This is a genomic window from Colwellia sp. MB3u-41 (assembly GCF_014076845.1).
Classification (GTDB): Bacteria; Pseudomonadota; Gammaproteobacteria; order Enterobacterales; family Alteromonadaceae; genus Colwellia_A.
This window is the reverse complement of record NZ_JACGUT010000048.1, coordinates 21,845-40,066: the sequence shown is the minus strand read 5'-3', so window position 1 is coordinate 40,066 and position 18,222 is coordinate 21,845. Positions and strand designations below refer to the sequence as shown.

The following is an 18,222-nucleotide window of genomic DNA, read 5'->3' as shown; positions in this document are numbered from 1 at the left end:
TTGGCTAAAATCACGCTAACCATTTGAAATTTATTGGTGTTTTCTAAAAAAAGCGATAACGGCCTGATTAAATAATGCTGGTTGTTCCCACTGCACAGCATGCCCCGCTTCTGCAACCACCAGAGTCTGGCTGTTAGGTATTTCGCGTGCTGCAGCCCTCATCATTGAAGGGGGTTGATATAAGTCAGCTCCACCTGCAATAAAAAAAGTAGGAATATTACCCGCTCTCATTTTCTCCCACGTAATATTACTTTTAGCTTGCTGACCATGCCTTTCGCCATTCCCCCTCGACTTTTCTTCCATATCAATCCACTGACGAACACCTTCAGGGTTTGCCCAACGATATGAAGCACCCAGTTCTTTAAATTCAGGCGGTAAACCCGCAAAGCTCTTAGGGAGAATAAAATCCAAACGTTCGTCAATATTTTTGTCCCATAAGCCAAAAAGGCTACAAACGATAACCATGCTAAGCAGTTTTTCAGGATATGACACCGCATAATCCGAAACAGCAAAACCGCCTGCGGCGAGACCAAGAATATGAAATTTGTCGATATTTAGATGAGTAATTAACGCATTAAGGTCATCAGCATAGTTACCTGTATCAGCGGCTAAACCGGCTGGGGAACCATAATAACCACGTCGAGAGTATGCAATAACTCTAAAGCCCGCAGCAGAAAGAACAGGTTGCTGATAAGGCCACGTTAACGCACTTCCTCTACCGGGATGAGACAATACTACTGCAGGGCCTTCCCCGCCAGTGTCCCAATAGTAAAGTCCTGCGCCACCAGATAAGGGCAATACACCTTCAGTAGCTTGGACTTGTTTAGGGCTTGGTAAGTAACTTAAATCTTTGGTATCTGAACGTTCACAACTCTCTTGTGCGCTTGCTTGAACACGATTGCTGACCATAGTGCTTGATACCGCTAAAGTAGCAAGCGCTGTCGCTTTTTTTAGAAGTCTTCTTCTACTCGTACTGATTCGCTCTACAACTTTTTTCAATTTATCTTCCTTAATGAAAAAGCCTGATTAATAACTGGCGAGTGATTCTCGATAAACCATTGATGAGCTAATCATATACGGTGGGTACTTGCCTGTAATGACTATATTGTAAGCATATATATTTCATGCTTATATTGTTAATATAAATAATATCAATATTTTACATTGTGATTTCAGTAATACTTAAGGAGACGAGCAGATATTTACACGATCAAAAAAATTATTGTCTAACAATAAAAATGGCTATCAAATTACCTTAATAGCCATTTTTTATTCATTAACAACGGATGTTAACTAATCGAAATCCCATTTAAATGAAATATCAAACGCAATGCCTTTCGTTTCACTACGAAATAAAGTGTCAGAAAACTCTATTTCTTTACTTTCATCCAGTAGGTTTTGTACTTTGAATTTTAACGTTGTTGAATAGGTAGGATAGTAGGTATATACCATGTCAAGTGAATGAAAAGGTTGTTCATACTTGTCGTCTTGCCCTTCTATACCTGGAATAATAATACGTTCACCAAAGACATTGTAGGCCACTGTCACTGAATGATTACCGTTGGGTGCATCGTAACCTAAGTTTATGTTTACCACATATTCAGAATGACCTGTCATTCTGCGTGTGGGGTTAGTAATGGCTGCAGAAACTCCAGTTTGTTCAACAACCCGTTGCGTGTTGATATTTATTTCAGAGTCACTTAAGGTCACGTTACCCGACAAGAAAAAATCGTTGCCGTTCATGCCAGCAAAATCACCCAAAAAGGCAAAATCTTTCATGAACTCTACTTCAACACCATAAACTTCACCATCATCAGCATTTGCAATAACAATAAGAGGCGGACCATCTTGGCCTGGTGATTGAACTGATTCAATAGGATTTATCATCTCTTTGTAGAACAAACCAACGGATAAGTTTTCTCCCGTATTTAAGTACCACTCCCAACGTAGATCGTAGTTTTTAATATCGGTTGTTTCTATCCTCGCAGTCCCTCGAATAGGATACCCGGTTAACGGGTCAAGGTAGGTTGATGGAGCAACTTCGCGAATATCTGGGCGTATCGTGGTTTCACCATAAGACAAGCGAAACTGAACCTCATCACTCATCATGTAAGTAAGCGCTAACGCCGAATAGATATCATCTTCTTTAAAGGATAGTTTCTTTAAATCAGCTTCTGTTGGTTCAGACGGTAAATCAAAGCGTCCCGTTGCAGGGTCTAAAGGAGCAACAACCTGACGGTAATCTTCCCAGCGAAAACCACCACTGATACGCCAAGTATTGTCAATAAACCAATCAGCCTCAAAGTAATAAGCATCAGTCATTTGTGCTGAATAATAGTCATCGCCCATTACAGAGGTGTCTCGAATAATCGTTTCACTGCCTTGTAATGGATGATTAAGAATAATATCGTCAGTTAAAATATCATTCATTTTATTACCACTAAGACTAAGTTCCTTAAAGGCTAAGGTATTTACATCGATACGTCTCGAAAAAGCGTCGCGAGTTTTCTCAATAAAGTCGCCACCGAATTTAAGCTCTACTTCTGATTGCGAAAATGTCACGGGCAAAGACAGATTAAAACCGCTGTTTGCTACTTTATCTTCCAAGTCCTGAAAGGAATAACGAGTAGCAGTTGAAGCCTTACGTAAACTACTTTCGTTAGCAAGATCAAACACACCATCTTCGTTTTCGTCACTCAATATGTAGCGCGTAGAAACATTACCAGGCGCGTAGCGACTTGAACGAGCGTCTGAGTATTTCCAATCAAAACCTATGCTCCACAGCCATGGCAGGTTGTGCGTGCCACGAAACTGGTTAGCGATCATCTCACGCTCTTCGTAGCTAACATCACTGTCTCGAATGCGAAGGCCGTCGCTCAGTAACACGTTATTGGTATTACCGAGTTTGTCTTTTATCTCGTTGGCAGTATCACGTAGCACAATTAAACTATAATCAAGGCGATGATCTCGGTCGTATTCTACGCCTAAGTTCAACAGACCTGACCATTTCACCGAATGCTCCGTTGAGGTAACTTGGTCAAAACCTCGTACTAAACTCCATGAATCGTCAGTGTTATTGCGAAAATCTAGACCTTCGTATAATTCACTTACTTGCCATTGATTGTCATAAGATAAAGAAGTTAAATAACCCCAACGATATTTACCCTGTTCAAATTTGTCACCGATCGCAATATCAAGGCCAAAATCTGGTTCGATATTTTCTTTAACGGGATCGTAATCACGATTAAGCTGCGCCGCTATTGCACGGTTTTCATCTTGGCTAAGATTTTTTAATGGACTGTAATTTTTCCATAATTTTTGTAATGTTTTGGGTGCTGCGCGAGTGCCGTCATCTTGGCCACGCCAGTCATCACTGCCACCTTTGTAGCTGTAGCCATCATCAAAGTTTTCACTATTTCCCCCAACATTACCCGACATATTAAAAAGAAAATCTGTTGGAATACTCTTTAAACGGATATCAACATTGCCGCCACCAAAATGTGCCGGCATTGAAGGTGAATAAGATTTTTGTACCGATAAAGATTCGATAATCGACGCTGGAAATAAATCAAGTGGTATAACACTTCGTGTAGGATCTGGGCTAGGTACAGCGGCACCATTTAATTGTGTGCTGGAATAGCGTTCACCTAAACCACGTACGTAGATAAATTTGCCATCGACTAATGTTACACCCGTAACACGTCGTAACGCGGCTGCAGCATCACTGTCACCGGTGCGTGAAATTTGCTCTGCGCCTAAAATATCAGCAATAAAGGCTTGATTGCGGCGCTCTGCGATAATAGCGCTAGCGGTGCCTTTTAACCGACTTACTTTAACAACAACTTCTTCAATAGCCTCATCTTCTGCTGATGTTTGCTCTGCTACTGCTGATGTCGCTGAAAAGCTTGTTAATATTGCTAGCGCTAAACAGTTTAAACTAAAACGATTATTATTTTTTTTTGCTTTTAGTTTGTTGGCGCTATGCCTTAATTCTTTATTCATCGTTAACCTCGATAGAGTCTCTGTGCTTGCTTTTGATACGCTTTTTCTGCTTTGATAATCGCTTGCATCAGGTAGGTTGATTGAGTGTTGATTAGTTATGCTGGTATAAAAATGCGAACACTGATTATTGGAATAAACAGTGCTCGCCTTGCAACGTCTAATTATTCTTCAAGACCTACTGTCCATCCTGCTGTCCAGTTTTTCGCTTTCGTTACCGCACCTACATGGTCAGCATTTTCAAAAAAGCTGTTACCGGTAAAGTCTTTAGGTGTTGTGGTATCGATAGTGAAAATGCCCTCTAGTACCGCACTTGTATTTGCAGCGGTACTGTTTTCAGTATTATCGTTAATGAACCAGCTCATTAAGTCAAAAGCAGTATCGCTAGAGTCTTTTGTGCCTTTAAACGCTTCATCACAAGCTATAACAGAATTGCTCATTACCGTACCACCAGATTTTGCTTGGTCTACAGTTAAACCTGCTTCAAGTTCTAGACATTCGCCCATGCCCGCAGGACCTGTAACAACAAAGTTATGCAGTTGCGCTTTCGTGCCTTCTCGAAGATAAACACCTTCAGAGTCTTTATCGGCTGTGTCAAATGTATTGCCTATAATGGTCATGTTGGCAATGCTTGGGTTTGATTGTGGTAGCTTGTTCGGTGTTGAACCGTCGTTATCACCTTCGATACCACGGTTTGCTTCACCATTTTGTGGGTCGTGCTTAACTAATACGTATTGTAAATTGCCACGAAAACCATTATCCCAATCAACGCTGTCATCTTTGTTAGACGTTAATACCACGTACTTAAGGTTAACGGTGCCACCAAAAAACTCGATACCATCATCAGCATTTTCATGTACTTGAATATATTCGACTTTCGTACCAGAACCAACACCACCAAACGTGATACCGTTCAATTCGTTGTCTGGTGCTATTTCATAACCTGCATGCTTAACCACGACATAACGTAATGTACCTGAGCTGTCGGCATCGTCTGTGCCGCCAAAGACGGCACCATCTTGAGCACCTTCAATTTGAAGTGCACAATCACTGCCATCCGTTGGACATTTATTTGATGTCGCATTACCCAAAAGCACAATACCACCCCATTGTCCCGCACCTGTTTCAGCGCCCGTCAAATCTTGACTTGACGTAAAAGTGATTGGTTTTGAGGCGGTACCATTCGCCTGGATTTCTGAGTCACGACTCACCACTAAGTAATCGCTACCTGAACGGCCATAAATGGTTGTACCCGCTTCAATGGTTAACGTTGCTGAGTTGATTTTATCGCCACCAACAAAAACAGCGCCGTTTAGGGCATAAACATTATTAGCGGTTAACGTTAAGTTATTAGCAATAACACCGCTTAATTGACAAGTAATGTTTGAGCCATTGACTGAAGAAATTGCCGATGTACCAGTAGGACAACCTTGTGTTTCTGCCTGAGCGGTTACTACACCACCACCGTAACCAAAGGCCCAACCTTCACGCCAATCGTTACCCGGGTTGTTAGCACTGTCAAACGCGCCAATGTAGTCAACGGAGTCAAAAAAGGCATTTTGTGTATTAGCGACATCTTGTCCGGCATTTTCAGCAACAAGTGGCGAGTTAGCATCAGGAATACCGTTTTCATTAATTAAAATAGAACTACTGATACTATTAGATGTTTCTGGACTGAACCATGCTTCAAGGTCAAGTAAAACACTGCCATCTTCCGCTTTAGCATTTTTGAAGTTTTCACTGTTATTACAGGCCATAACACTGTTTTGCATAACAATTTTACCACTGTTAGCATTATTAACGGTTACAGAGCTCGTTGCACCACCTTCAATTTCTAAACATTCACCCATTTCACTGGTGCCTGTTACAACCGTGTTAAATATTTTTGCTGCGGTTCCTTCGCGTAAGTAAATACCTTCTGAGTCTTTATCTGCACTGTCAAAGTTATTACCGACAATGGTTAAATTAGCAATAATTGGCGCTGACTGTGGCTCTTTATCAGGAGAAGATCCATCGTTATCACCTTCAATACCACGGTTTGCTTCGCCGGCATTTTTAGCATGTTCTACATAAACATGTTGCAGCATACCTTTATAACCATTATCCCAATCAATACTGTCATCTTTGTTCGCTGTTAACACTAAATGCTTAACATTAACCGCACCGCCAAAAAATTCTACGCCGTCATCGGCATTTGAATGTACTTGAATATAATCAACCGTTGTTCCTGAGCCAACACCACCAAACGTTATACCATTTAGTTCGTTGTCGGGCGCAATTTCAAACCCAGCATATTTAACAACAAGGTATTTTAAAATACCTGAATTGTCTTCCCAGTTTGTGCCACCAAAGACAGCCCCTTCTTCTGCGCCTTCAATTTGAAGAGAACATGCACTGCCATCAGTAGGACATTTATTCGAAGGGGCATTACCTAAAATAACGACACCACCCCATTGACCTGCTGTTGTTTCTTCGCCTTTAACATCTTGCAATGAAGTTAAAATAATAGGTTTAGTTTTTATGCCTTCTGCCATTATTTTTGCATCGCGGTGCACAACTAAATAATCACCACCTGATTGTCCAAAAAGAACAACGCCAGGCTCTACAGTTAGCGTTGTTCCTGCCATCACTTCTAATGCACCACTAATGGCATAAAATACCGGCTTGCTGTCGGCACTGGCAACTAACGTCATATCACTGCTAATTTGTCCATCAAGTACTTGTACAGCAACATCAAAACCTAAAGCATTTGAAACATCTTGTCCCAACACAGAACTAGACTTACCCGGTAATTCAGTCACTACGGGATCGGTAGGCGTTGGGTTAGTAATAGTCGTATCACCCACTGAATTATTCACTTCAGATGAGAGTTTAATATCGCCACCACCACAACCGGCTAAAGTAATAGCACAAGCTAGCGTACTTATTTTAAAGAGTGAATTCATTTGCATGTTAGTCTGCTCCGCAGAAATTATTAGAATAAAGTTGCGGCTATCCTACGGGGGTTAAATGACAGAAATGTTGAAGTAATATGTAGTTTTTATTTAAGAAAGATGACACAAGTGTTACAAAGCAAAAGTGTTAATGCGTGGATAACCCGCAAAGATAAAATAATAAAGAAGAAGCCGTACTATCTTTTATAACCAATAACCCATTTCATACAACTGAAACATTTTCCCCATATGTTTACCCGGTATAAACGCATTTAATTATGAAAAAATAAGGTTTAATAAACGAACAGAATGAGATACGTTATTAAGTCATCTCGCACTAAGAAAAAATGCGGTTTTTACAGAATGTACTATGATGTATTTTAAAAAGATTAGGTGTATTTCAAAGTGATCACTTAGCGTCATCATATCGTATTATTCTCACTATTATCTAAGACCGTTCCGTACCGATTAACAAAAGGAAATTGAATATGAATGAAAAAAAAACAACAACAAGTGGAAAATGCCCAGTAATGCACGGCGGTGCCACACAAAGCAGTACGTCTAATATGGGCTGGTGGCCAAAGTCGCTTAATCTAGACATTCTTCATCAACATGATAATAAAACGAATCCGATGGGAGCCAATTTTGATTATAGAGAAACCGTAAAAGATCTTGATATCACGGCCCTTAAGAAAGATATGCACGCATTCATGACCGATAGCCAAGACTGGTGGCCTGCTGATTGGGGACATTATGGTGGACTAATGATCCGTATGTCTTGGCATGCAGCAGGGACATACCGTATATCAGATGGCAGAGGCGGAGCAGCTACAGGTAATCAGCGTTTTACCCCCATTAATTCTTGGCCAGACAACGCTAACTTAGATAAAGCGCGCCGTTTACTATGGCCGATTAAAAAGAAATACGGTAACAAACTGAGCTGGGCTGATTTAATTGCTTATGCAGGGACTGTTGCCTATGAATCTATGGGCTTAAAAACCTTTGGATTTGCTTTTGGTCGTGAAGATATTTGGCATCCAGAAAAAGATACCTACTGGGGTTCAGAAAAAGAATGGCTTGCTCCTAGTGGCAGTGAAGGAAGCCGTTATTCGGGTGAACGTGATTTAGAAAACCCATTGGCGGCAGTAATGATGGGCCTTATTTATGTTAACCCGGAAGGTGTTGATGGTAAGCCAGATCCCCTTAAAACAGCGCATGATATTCGTGTAACGTTTGAACGTATGGCGATGAACGATGAGGAAACCGTTGCGCTAACGGCCGGTGGTCACACCGTAGGAAAATGTCATGGCAATGGCGATGCTTCACAAATAGGTGAAGAGCCCGAAGCGGCCAATATCACTGAACAAGGTTTAGGTTGGAACAACAAAACCAAACGCGGTGTTGGTCGCGATACAATAACAAGTGGTATTGAAGGCGCTTGGACCACACATCCTACTCAGTGGGACAATGGCTATTTTTCGATGTTACTCAACCACGAATGGGAGCTCAAAAATAGCCCTGCTGGTGCTTGGCAGTGGCAACCGATAAATATTAAGGAAGAACATAAACCTGTTGATGTTGAAGATCCATCTATCCGTCAAAATCCAATTATGACTGATGCCGACATGGCGATGAAAATGGACCCGGCATATAGAGAGATTTCAGAGCGTTTCTCTAAAGACCCCGCATACTTTTCTAACGTGTTTGCACGGGCATGGTTTAAACTTACGCACCGCGATATGGGGCCAAAAGCGAATTATATTGGCAGCGATGTGCCACAAGAAGATCTTATCTGGCAAGACCCTGTTCCAGCAGGTGATACTGGTTATGATGTTGAATCAGTAAAGAAAAAAATAACAGCAAGTGGTTTGAGTATCAGCGAAATGGTCTCTACCGCATGGGACAGCGCGCGAACATTTCGTGGTTCTGACAAACGCGGTGGCGCGAACGGTGCTCGTATTCGTCTTGCCCCGCAAAAAGATTGGCAAGGTAACGAACCCTCGCGTCTTGCTAAGGTGTTAGCGTCGCTTGAAACTATTGCAGATGGTAGCGGTGCAAGTATTGCTGATGTCATTGTTTTAGCAGGTAATGTTGGTATTGAGCAATCTGCAAAGGCGGCTGGCTTTGACGTAACCGTTCCGTTCTCACCAGGGCGTGGCGATGCGACAGATGAGATGACCGATGTAGATTCCTTTGAAGTATTAGAGCCAACCCATGATGCTTATCGTAACTGGCTCAAAGGGGACTATATTGTTAGCGCAGAAGAACTCATGCTTGACCGTACACAATTGATGGGACTTACCGCTCACCAGATGACAGTGTTAATTGGTGGTATGCGTATGCTTGGCACTAACTACGGTGGCACAAAGCATGGGGTATTCACTGAACGCGAAGGCGTATTATCAAACGACTATTTCGTTAACCTCACCGATATGAATTACACGTGGAAGTCAACGGATGATAACCTCTATGAGGTCCGCGACCGTCATTCAGATAAGGTCAAATGGACAGCAACACGCGTTGATCTTATCTTTGGCTCGAACTCAATTCTTCGTTCATATGTTGAGGTTTACGCGCAGGATGATAATCAAGAAAAATTTGTCACTGATTTTGTTGCTGCATGGGCAAGTGTGATGAATGCTGATCGCTTTGATCTTCTCTAAGTCTTGAATAAATACTTACGCCGTTTTTTACAACGGTGTAAGTTATTAACCTAGCTAACTATGAGTAGCGACTTAAAAGTATTGCATCCGCAATACTTTTTTTACCTATAAAATTTAGTCAAGTCGCTAGAGTGACCTATCACTTTTCAAGACTTTAATTCATCCCTCCTTAATTAGACCATTGTACACACAGTAATTTTTGGAGTTTACCAACGTTCTACACCCCATTGCACGGCCATAATAGCAATTAATAGAGACCCCACTGGCAGTACACCTCTCGTATAATATGTTGTATTACTTAGTAAAGTTAATACAGGCAGTAAAATAGCAAGTATCGCTAACTGGCCTATTTCAACACCAAAATTAAAGGCGAGTATACTCAGTAACTGTTGATCCGCAGGTAATTAGCCTTCGCCACAAATTGCTTTGTTGCTTGTACGCTAATAGTATCTGCACCAATTTCTAGTGCCCATAGCAAGTTAGCTTGTTCATTGCTCATCAAAGCGAGTTGCTGAACCTCGGGTTGAAGTAGTGGCTAAACGCTAAATAACATCACTGTAAGGACGATTGCAGCCGCCGACACTAAACCAGCAATGCTTTGCCAAATTCGAGGTTTTGTCTTAGTTATTGCCACAACATTGGTTTGTATTGGCTCAGTAACAAAACCCAACTGACTTTCTATACGCTGCCACACACAAACATCAGGTGTCACGGGTGGTATTTTTTGGCCCAAACCATTGAGATTTTGCTCCTAGGTTTGGGTTGCGTCACTGATCAGCAGAAATTGCATCATCAGTTTTTGAAAGCGCTGTCGAGCAGGTCCACGCAAAGTACCGAGTACATATTCTGCAGCAAGCGTGTTTTTGAGGTCTCAGATTGATAATTCATGGCGTTAAACAACTCTGTAAGCTCATAAGACCACGTCTTATCCAGCGTTTAAGGTACCCAATGGATTATTTCGGTGTTTAACCACCTTTTGATGAGAGCAACCATTAAAGTAAGCTAAGTAAATAACTTGTCGTTGCTGAAGATCTAACTGCTTAAACATTTATCGAGTAAGAGTTGTTCTGAGTCACTAATTTTGTCATCGGTGTTGAGATCGAAGCTTTTATTCTCAACGAGTTCATCTGCTTTTCTAATTTTGTGATAACGTAAAATGTCCAGCGCGCGATAACGTACAATACTGACCATCTAGGTCAACACTGTGCCCTTAACGGTAAGATATTCCAATGCGTTATGCCAAATACGGACGTAAACTTCCTGCAAGGCGTTTTTAGACAACTCTCTTCGTATTAACATTTTCAAACTTACCGCATAGAGCTATTTACTGGTCGCTTAATACAGTTGAGAAAATGCCTGTTTGTCACCTTGGGCTGACGCACTAAGTAACGCTAAGTGCTGTTCATGTTCCATTATTTGTTACTATTTTTAAGGAAAACTTACGTATACGCACGAGATACTCACCTAAAGAGTCATGATTTAGCTACCACCAGACTTGCAGTAAAATAAATGGTAATACTCTACTAATAGAAAATTTATAGCGTAAGAGAAAAAATAGTAGGAACAAATGTGGATCGTCATAAATAATGAAATGGCATCACCTTATGAGAAAATTTGACATATTATTTACGTTTTGTGATTATCTCTAATCTTTGAAATAAATCCCCTTATAATCACCAATGCCAAAAGGCTAAAAGGCTAAACTAATGATTAAAGTAACCAACTCTATTTTTATGTCAGCTATCTTCAGGGATAACTGATATAAAAAGTAATTTTCTATGGCATTTCACCCCAGACCGCCATAGTTTTTTTGTACAAGCATGTCAACATGCCTTTTTCTATTACTATATGAATTATAATAGTTATTCTCTATCATTATATACCTGAAAAAAAAATCCATTCTGGTTTAATAACATCGAGGACTTAGTTCAAATGTGAGCAAGTCAAAATAGTTAATCAATAATTGGAAGCAATTCATCGTCAGTATTACGATGTTTGAATCGCTGGCCAATTATTGCTTTTTGAGTAGTTCACCTAATTCGATAGTTGCCTGGCGTAATACTGATTCAAAAGCGAGTAACTCATCTAAACTTTTACGAATCACGAGAGCATGGGTAAAAAGACAGGCAAACAACCTGCCATCCTCATCTTTAATAGGTACCGTACAAGCAACCATACCATCGACAAATTCTTCGTTATCCGTTCCTAGCTCATTACCCCCAATTTTTAACAGCTCACTTTCTAATAACTCACGGTTAATCAAGGTATTACATGCCAAATTATCCAGTGATAATTTACTGACAATACGGTGACGACGCTCTGTGGGTAGAGAACTTAAATAAAGTTTACCGCTGGCAGTACACCATACCGGCGTATGACTGCCAACAGGTAAATAAACTGCTTTCTAATGATCTCTTTGGCCACATTCGAGATATTAGCTTTTATATCGATAACGCCACTTTAACAGGCTAAAAGTGATCATTTAAAGAGCAAAAAATTCTTATTTACCGTCCTCCTTAATATTACAATCGAACTACTTAGAAGTGTAAATTAGAAAAAGTATACAAATAACCCTTTTACGTCTACAAGAAATGAAAGCAATATCATATCGTGTTCCGAACCGCCTACGTCATTACATAAATATAATCGAGAGCCACATTTGGTTTTAAATAATATAGCAATTAATAAAAATGGTTCCAAGTAATTAAACAGATTAACAATGTGTAAATTGGCCAAAAACTAACTTTAAGTAAAATACCATCATTAGCAAATAAACCTTTTGTTGTAGCCTTTTCTCTAGAGTTAAACGTATAAATAGTAAATGCAGTAGATACTATGAAAAAATAGCTCACTAAATAAAAATATTCGATATAGACAATTCCCTCCCCTGGAAAATGTTTTCTAACATCTATATGCGCAATTAATATAACAAAGAAAATTGCGGCACAACTACCGATAGAGGATGAAACGCTAGCACTAAATTTAGAACTAAGATGCTTATTTGAAGTCATCATAAGTACTAAGCTATATAACAAAAAAATACTAACCAATAGTAAAGTTATATTAATCATGAATGCGCTAAGAAAGTCCCGTTCAATGACAATATTAAACGTGAGTTCTGGTAAGTTCGTTTTGGGGTGGTCATTATGCAAACCAAAATCAGTATCAAAATTAAGTCTCATGTAGCTAAAGAAAGACTCATTTAAAGCCCAACCTGAGAGTACAATATCCTGTGAAATACCAAATGTAGATAATTTAGCGGTACTATCGTAAGAATTAAGTGATGGTACTAGAATCAAATTACTATTAAAATTATCAGGCAGGATTTTTAACCATACTGTTTTATGATCAATAGGGTAATTTTTATAACTGAAACTTTGTCGTAAATCTACTTCAAAATACCAACCAACAACGGTTATACCAGCAATAACATCACGATAAGCTTCTTTCATTATTACATTACCGATAGAGTTAGGGAATATAACCCCTGGTTTGTGCTTTTCTAAAATTTCAGCACTAAACTCTTGCCATACATAACCACTAAGGTGAACATCATTTGGCCCAGTAAATTCTAGTGAGTCAATAAATACACCTGTAGGTATTTGGTCACTTTTATGTTGCCCATAATCTAATAAGCTATTGAAAACTGCATCTTGATCAACTAGTTGATGAGCGTTGTGTGTAAAGTTGCTATGTTGCTGGTACCACTGGAAAGCGATCAAAAATGTAAATACACACGTTAGTGTGAATGATAATAATTTCATATAAATCCATTGCAAATAATTATTAATAATGTGTTAGTAAACTGAAACTTAAAAATCTTAAGCTACTTAATTTAATGCTTTATCATATTAAATATTTTCTTCTTTATGAATCTAGCACCGCCTGTTAACTAGCATGTAGAATGACTCCTTTTCATAAATCCCCCCTAAATTAGAGGGAGGTCAAAATTTTAGTAATTTTGACTCAATTAGTTATTATATCTCCTTAACACCCTGATAACGCGAAGAATTGGTTGTATAAAATATTTAGGGACAAAAAGGCAGGCTTATTTTTGTATTATTGAATAGCTTATTATACTTATTATTACAACTAAGTCCTCTGTTGGCATATTAACAAGAGTTACAGCACCGTTACCATTATTTTTAACACCTGACTTAGCTCTTACATCATAATGTACTTCATGAGCTATAACAGCAGATAATTGATTTTTTATTATGTCGATAGGGGCTTATTGGTCAGTATCTAACATTATGTCAGTGAGGTATGGTGTAGTTATACCTCCTAAAATACCGCTTTTATTTCTATATACTTCGGAGCATTAGCATAAAAATGGGTCTGTATTGCTTAATAAGTGTTGGAAGACACGAACATTTTATGATGAATCAAAATTTTTGAAAGTGTTAAAAGAAAGAAATTCGCCTCTTTTAAAAACATAAACTCTTGTTGAATGACTCAATGCATGAAGCGGGCGTTAGCCACAATTTCGATTAATGGAATTCGCGTAAAAAACAGGTGGATACTCAACTTTCTAGTCCGATTATGGGTTGTCTGGATTTCGATTGATTTTTCTACCACTTGGCTCACTCTGATTGGCCTAATCCCGATTGCCTTAGTGATGTATCGTGGGTAGGATGATTTCGAACTTGGCGCCGCCGCTGGTATTCAACACAACGATCTTACCACCCATCTCATTAACTATACCGTAAGACACCGACAACCCCAGTCCAGCCCCTTTACCAACCACCTTAGTGGTGAAAAACGGATCGAAGATATTCTCAAGTAATTCCACAGGAACACCTGATCCATTGTCTTCAACGCTAATACTCACCTGCCCCTGTGGCTCGAACACCACGACAATCTGGATGCGTTTCCGTCCCCCCCCAGAAGGATGCGCAATCAGCTCGTCACTCGCGTTGCGAATAAGGCTCAGTAGCACCTGCTCGAACCGAAGCGCATATCCAAACACCTTCGCACCTACCTCAGTGGGTAGAGCCAACACCAACTCAATCCTAGACAACTTTAACTGCTCACCGATCATACCGATCGCGCCTCTCACGGCATCACGAGGGTCAAATGGCTGAGCAACTTCACTAGAATCGCGGCCGAACGATCTCAGGTGGCCGATGATTTTCGACGCGCGAACAACACTTTCCCTGATACGCTGCATCTTCTCCAACTGGTATTCTGGGTCAAATTCGCCGCGCTTGAGAGTTCTCTCAACGTTGCCTGCCGCCATTGATATTATGTTAAGCGGCTGGTTGAGTTCGTGCGCCACTCCGGTGGCCATATCTCCCAGGCTGGCGAGCTTGCTCGAGTTTACCAGTTGCGCCTGCAACTTTTTATGCTCGCTGATATCCCTAATCACCATAGCGATCCCACCGCTATGAGTCACCTGCTCACGAATATTGAGTGTCTTACCCCCAGCTATGACTATCTCACATTCGCTTGGCAAAGAGCGATGAGCTACCATGCGTTTGGCGACCCATTCTTCACAGTCTATGATGTGCGTAATAATCTCGCCAGCGTCAAACAAACGCCTTAGATAATCCTCAAACAGTACACCGGTTTGTACCGAATCGATGACTTTCTCGTGCATGTGCCGGTATTCCGAGTTGGTGAATACAAAGCGGTCATCACTGTCTAGAAATGCAATTCCCTCCTCAAGCTGGTTAATGGTATCAACCACCTCAGACATTTCATCGCGATTTCGGAGCAGTTCGCCAGTCAGCTGGTTCATCTGTTCTTCCTGCTTTTTCAGGTTTTCGTTGGCTAACCGAAGTGCACTTCGCTGGGCGGTTAGCTTGCCGGAGAGCTTATTCGCGTCCTCGAGTGCCATCTTGTTTACCTGGAATAGCTGGAGCATGTCAACGACCACATCGTGGGTGGCAAAATCCGCGAAACTAAGTTTATGTATGGCGATCTCGGAAGCGTCGATAAACCAAGGTGTGCCGAGAAACAGCAACACACTCTCGCGAGGTAAAAATACGAACTCGCCACGCAACTTGAGATCACTGGCAAGGTGTTTAATAAGGAAAAATGATCCGGCATTTTCGAGCACCCAGTTGACACAGAAAACACCCTCTGGTCGGATCGATTCAAATAGCTTATCCATACTCGCGCTGGGGAGGATATCAGCACAAATACGTTGTAGTGTTGTTCCAACCTGCAGTATTTCCATCTGCATGTTCAACACTAAGTGGAAAGGGAACGCTGCGGCAAACTGCTGTGGCGGAAGGCCAAACTGAGATGTTGAGCACGGGTTATTTTTTTTCATTCGATTGCTCATTTGACCACTTGACATCAAAAACATCGTGATCTGCACCTTGTTCCTTGGATTCGACCAGGTGAACAATAACCGGTGTATTGAACAACTTGCCCAGGCCGTGCATCAAACCAATGACAAAATGCACTAAGCCTGCGCGGTGCGTACGATAGTGCAGCTTTAGTGAGTTTTCAGTTACATCTGTACACTCGAAACCGGGCGGTTTCAGGTTAGGAAACAGCATCTTCACCCTTGAATGAAAGCCCGGCAAGTTGGCCAGGAACTCGGGCAATGAGCTACCGTTGGCCTGCATCAAACCGCCGTAACCTTTCTGCGCTGTATGCAGGACCCAGTGTTCACCGAATGCCTCAAGAACGGTTTCTGCAGGAATATTCAGTACCTCACTTGCCGCATTCACCAGCTGGAAAGTCATTTTGTCTGGGTACGCTTCGTTGCTCATGAATACGTCTATGTCGACCCCTGCACAGGACTTAATATCTTCCCATACCGGCTCGCCAAATTTCATGCAGACCATATCTTCCACTGCTTTATTAACCATTCCGTACATAATATATCCTCTTATCTTTAAGACCTGATAAATGTTTTACCCTGTTTTCAATCAGCAAGACCTTTATAAATTGCATCGAACTGTTCAGAATTATTACGTAAAATGTCCAACATTTGTGGGTCAAAATGCGACGGATCAGTTCGACCGTCACCATCAAGCATGATTGACAACGCTTTTTCTTGATCAAACTCCGGTTTGTAAGGACGTTTTGACCTAAGCGCGTCATAAACGTCAACCACAGCGACAATACGAGCTTCAATGGGGATTTCTGTTCCTTTGAGACCTCTAGGGTAACCTCCTCCATTCCAACGTTCATGATGATTTTTTGCAATCGTTGCTGCCATTTTCATGACTGAATGTTCTGCATGAGACAAAATATTATAACCATTTTGTGAATGCTCTTTCATAATTGCGACTTCATCAGCGTCGAGTTTTCCGGGTTTCAATAAAATAATTTCGGGCGTGCCGATCTTGCCTATGTCATGCAGTGGGGCGGCTAACAACATCATATGTTGACGCTCTTCTGACCAGCCAAGTTGTTGAGCCATAAATTTGGAATACTCACCAATTCGCTTTATATGATAACCCGTTTCAGGATCTTTGAATTCGGCTGCCACAGCAAGGCATGTCAACGCTTCGTCATACGCATCTTCAACATCCTTTAGAAGGTTGCGAACCTTAATCGTTTTTGCATGTACATCAGCTTCAAGACTAGCTTGGTAATACTCTTTTGTGCGCCTCAAAATGACCAGTTCTTCTGCTCGACGGACGACATGGCAAAGGTGTTCAATATCAATCGGTTTTTCAATAAAATCCAAAACACCCAATTTCAATGCAGAAATAGCTTCTGCTGACCCACCGTGTCCCGTCATAATGATAAACTCCACATTACGATTTTTGCAGTTTTCTTCTTTAGCCTCGCGGATCATTTGAATACCGTCCTTCCCCGGCATTTGAATATCTGTAAGGACAATAGCAATCTCATTATCACTTCGAAGAATATTGAGCGCTTCTTCTCCATTGGCTGCTTCACAACATTCATATCCTTCCGCGCTGATCGTTTCGAGTAGTTCTTCACGAATATATGCTTCGTCGTCGACTATTAAAATTTTTGTTATCAAGGTGAATTTTCCTTAGATTTAATTTTCAAGCCTTAATTTAATAGTATCTATCAGTTCATCAATATCTAATGGTTTACGTATAAAAGCAAAACCTTGCTTTATGACACTATCTTCAACGTCAGAGCTGCCATGCCCAGACATGACTATAAAACAAAGCTTGTTATTAAACTCTTCCTTTAGAATGTCGACTAGATCTAACCCCGACTGTCCAGGCATTCTCAAGTCTGTTAATATTAGGGCAATATCAGGATTGTCACGCACTATTTTTAGTGCATCCGATACATTGCTTGCAGTTAGAGAATCATAGCCTTCAAATTCCAATGCTTCTGAGGCCTCTTCAAGTATTTCGTCGTTACAAACGTCAATATCAAAGAAAAGAATATTGTAATAAATACAATTATATTGCTCTGTTTCTTCATCACATCAGCATCATTTATCATTAATTGTCCTTCATCATATCTATCTATAGAATCCATTCTCACGTGCTTGACTTATAAAATAATATATCCGCATATTTTGGCCTGACACTATAGTCGCATTAAAACCTTTTAATTATAGATCAGCAATCTCAGGTTTGCTGAACAGGTAAAATAAAACGTCATTTTTTATGAAATAAAAATACACCTTGCTTAGTTTTCCTCTCATTTACCAGTTTATTATATCTTTGAGGGAG

The 18,222-nt window shown here is 40.6% G+C and carries 10 protein-coding genes and 3 pseudogenes; 1 reads left to right on the top strand and 12 read right to left on the bottom strand.

Features of this window, described 5'->3' with window-relative positions; translation table 11 throughout:
• Positions 1-30: 30 nt before the first annotated feature.
• The 3 genes from H4J73_RS04690 to H4J73_RS04680 form a co-directional block, all read right to left on the bottom strand.
• Positions 31-999, bottom strand: coding sequence for an alpha/beta fold hydrolase (locus H4J73_RS04690; protein ID WP_220460019.1), 969 nt, complete (start codon positions 997-999; stop codon positions 31-33).
• Positions 1,000-1,293: 294 nt separating this feature from the next.
• Entirely contained in the window at positions 1,294-4,002 is a 2,709-nt protein-coding gene (locus H4J73_RS04685; protein WP_182178830.1) for a TonB-dependent receptor domain-containing protein, read from the bottom strand.
• Between the two features lie 161 nt (positions 4,003-4,163).
• Positions 4,164-6,950 carry a hypothetical protein gene (locus H4J73_RS04680; RefSeq protein ID WP_182223394.1) on the bottom strand — a complete coding sequence of 929 codons (2,787 nt, stop codon included), beginning with the start codon at positions 6,948-6,950 and terminating at the stop codon, positions 4,164-4,166.
• Positions 6,951-7,420: 470 nt separating this feature from the next.
• Here H4J73_RS04680 and katG point away from each other — a divergent pair, with 470 nt between their 5' ends.
• On the top strand, positions 7,421-9,595 hold the full coding sequence (gene katG / locus H4J73_RS04675; RefSeq protein WP_182178826.1) for a catalase/peroxidase HPI: 2,175 nt from the start codon (positions 7,421-7,423) through the stop codon (positions 9,593-9,595).
• Positions 9,596-9,801: 206 nt separating this feature from the next.
• Here the strand turns inward: katG and H4J73_RS20910 are convergent.
• From H4J73_RS20910 to H4J73_RS04630, 9 genes and pseudogenes are all read right to left on the bottom strand, one after another.
• Positions 9,802-9,984, bottom strand: a pseudogene (locus H4J73_RS20910) (HupE/UreJ family protein); the annotation flags it as partial.
• Positions 9,985-10,130: 146 nt separating this feature from the next.
• Complete coding sequence (locus H4J73_RS04665; RefSeq protein WP_182178824.1) at positions 10,131-10,328, bottom strand: hypothetical protein; 198 nt, start codon at positions 10,326-10,328, stop codon at positions 10,131-10,133.
• Between the two features lie 151 nt (positions 10,329-10,479).
• A pseudogene (locus H4J73_RS04660) lies at positions 10,480-11,008 on the bottom strand (sigma-70 family RNA polymerase sigma factor).
• Positions 11,009-11,606: 598 nt separating this feature from the next.
• Positions 11,607-11,981, bottom strand: a pseudogene (locus H4J73_RS04655) (IclR family transcriptional regulator C-terminal domain-containing protein); the annotation flags it as partial.
• A gap of 295 nt (positions 11,982-12,276) precedes the next feature.
• Complete coding sequence (locus tag H4J73_RS04650) at positions 12,277-13,359, bottom strand: hypothetical protein (RefSeq protein ID WP_182178822.1); 1,083 nt, start codon at positions 13,357-13,359, stop codon at positions 12,277-12,279.
• 848 nt (positions 13,360-14,207) lie between these two features.
• Positions 14,208-15,872: an ATP-binding protein gene (locus H4J73_RS04645; RefSeq protein WP_182223393.1), complete on the bottom strand. Its 1,665-nt coding sequence runs from the start codon at positions 15,870-15,872 to the stop codon at positions 14,208-14,210.
• Positions 15,859-16,419 carry a heme NO-binding domain-containing protein gene (locus tag H4J73_RS04640; protein ID WP_259367875.1) on the bottom strand — a complete coding sequence of 187 codons (561 nt, stop codon included), beginning with the start codon at positions 16,417-16,419 and terminating at the stop codon, positions 15,859-15,861. Before H4J73_RS04640 ends, H4J73_RS04645 begins: the two co-directional genes overlap by 14 nt.
• Before the next feature lie 56 nt (positions 16,420-16,475).
• Positions 16,476-17,549: an HD domain-containing phosphohydrolase gene (locus H4J73_RS04635; protein WP_182250269.1), complete on the bottom strand. Its 1,074-nt coding sequence runs from the start codon at positions 17,547-17,549 to the stop codon at positions 16,476-16,478.
• A gap of 18 nt (positions 17,550-17,567) precedes the next feature.
• Complete coding sequence (locus tag H4J73_RS04630) at positions 17,568-17,894, bottom strand: response regulator (RefSeq protein WP_310649648.1); 327 nt, start codon at positions 17,892-17,894, stop codon at positions 17,568-17,570.
• Positions 17,895-18,222 lie beyond the last annotated feature (328 nt).

Coding starts and splice junctions, on each gene's coding strand:
- H4J73_RS04640 (WP_259367875.1), bottom strand. CDS start 16,419: ATGGTTAATAAAGCAGTGGAAGATATGGTCTGCATGAAATTTGGCGAG.
- H4J73_RS04685 (WP_182178830.1), bottom strand. CDS start 4,002: ATGAATAAAGAATTAAGGCATAGCGCCAACAAACTAAAAGCAAAAAAA.
- katG (WP_182178826.1), top strand. CDS start 7,421: ATGAATGAAAAAAAAACAACAACAAGTGGAAAATGCCCAGTAATGCAC.
- H4J73_RS04650 (WP_182178822.1), bottom strand. CDS start 13,359: ATGAAATTATTATCATTCACACTAACGTGTGTATTTACATTTTTGATC.
- H4J73_RS04680 (WP_182223394.1), bottom strand. CDS start 6,950: ATGCAAATGAATTCACTCTTTAAAATAAGTACGCTAGCTTGTGCTATT.
- H4J73_RS04645 (WP_182223393.1), bottom strand. CDS start 15,872: ATGAAAAAAAATAACCCGTGCTCAACATCTCAGTTTGGCCTTCCGCCA.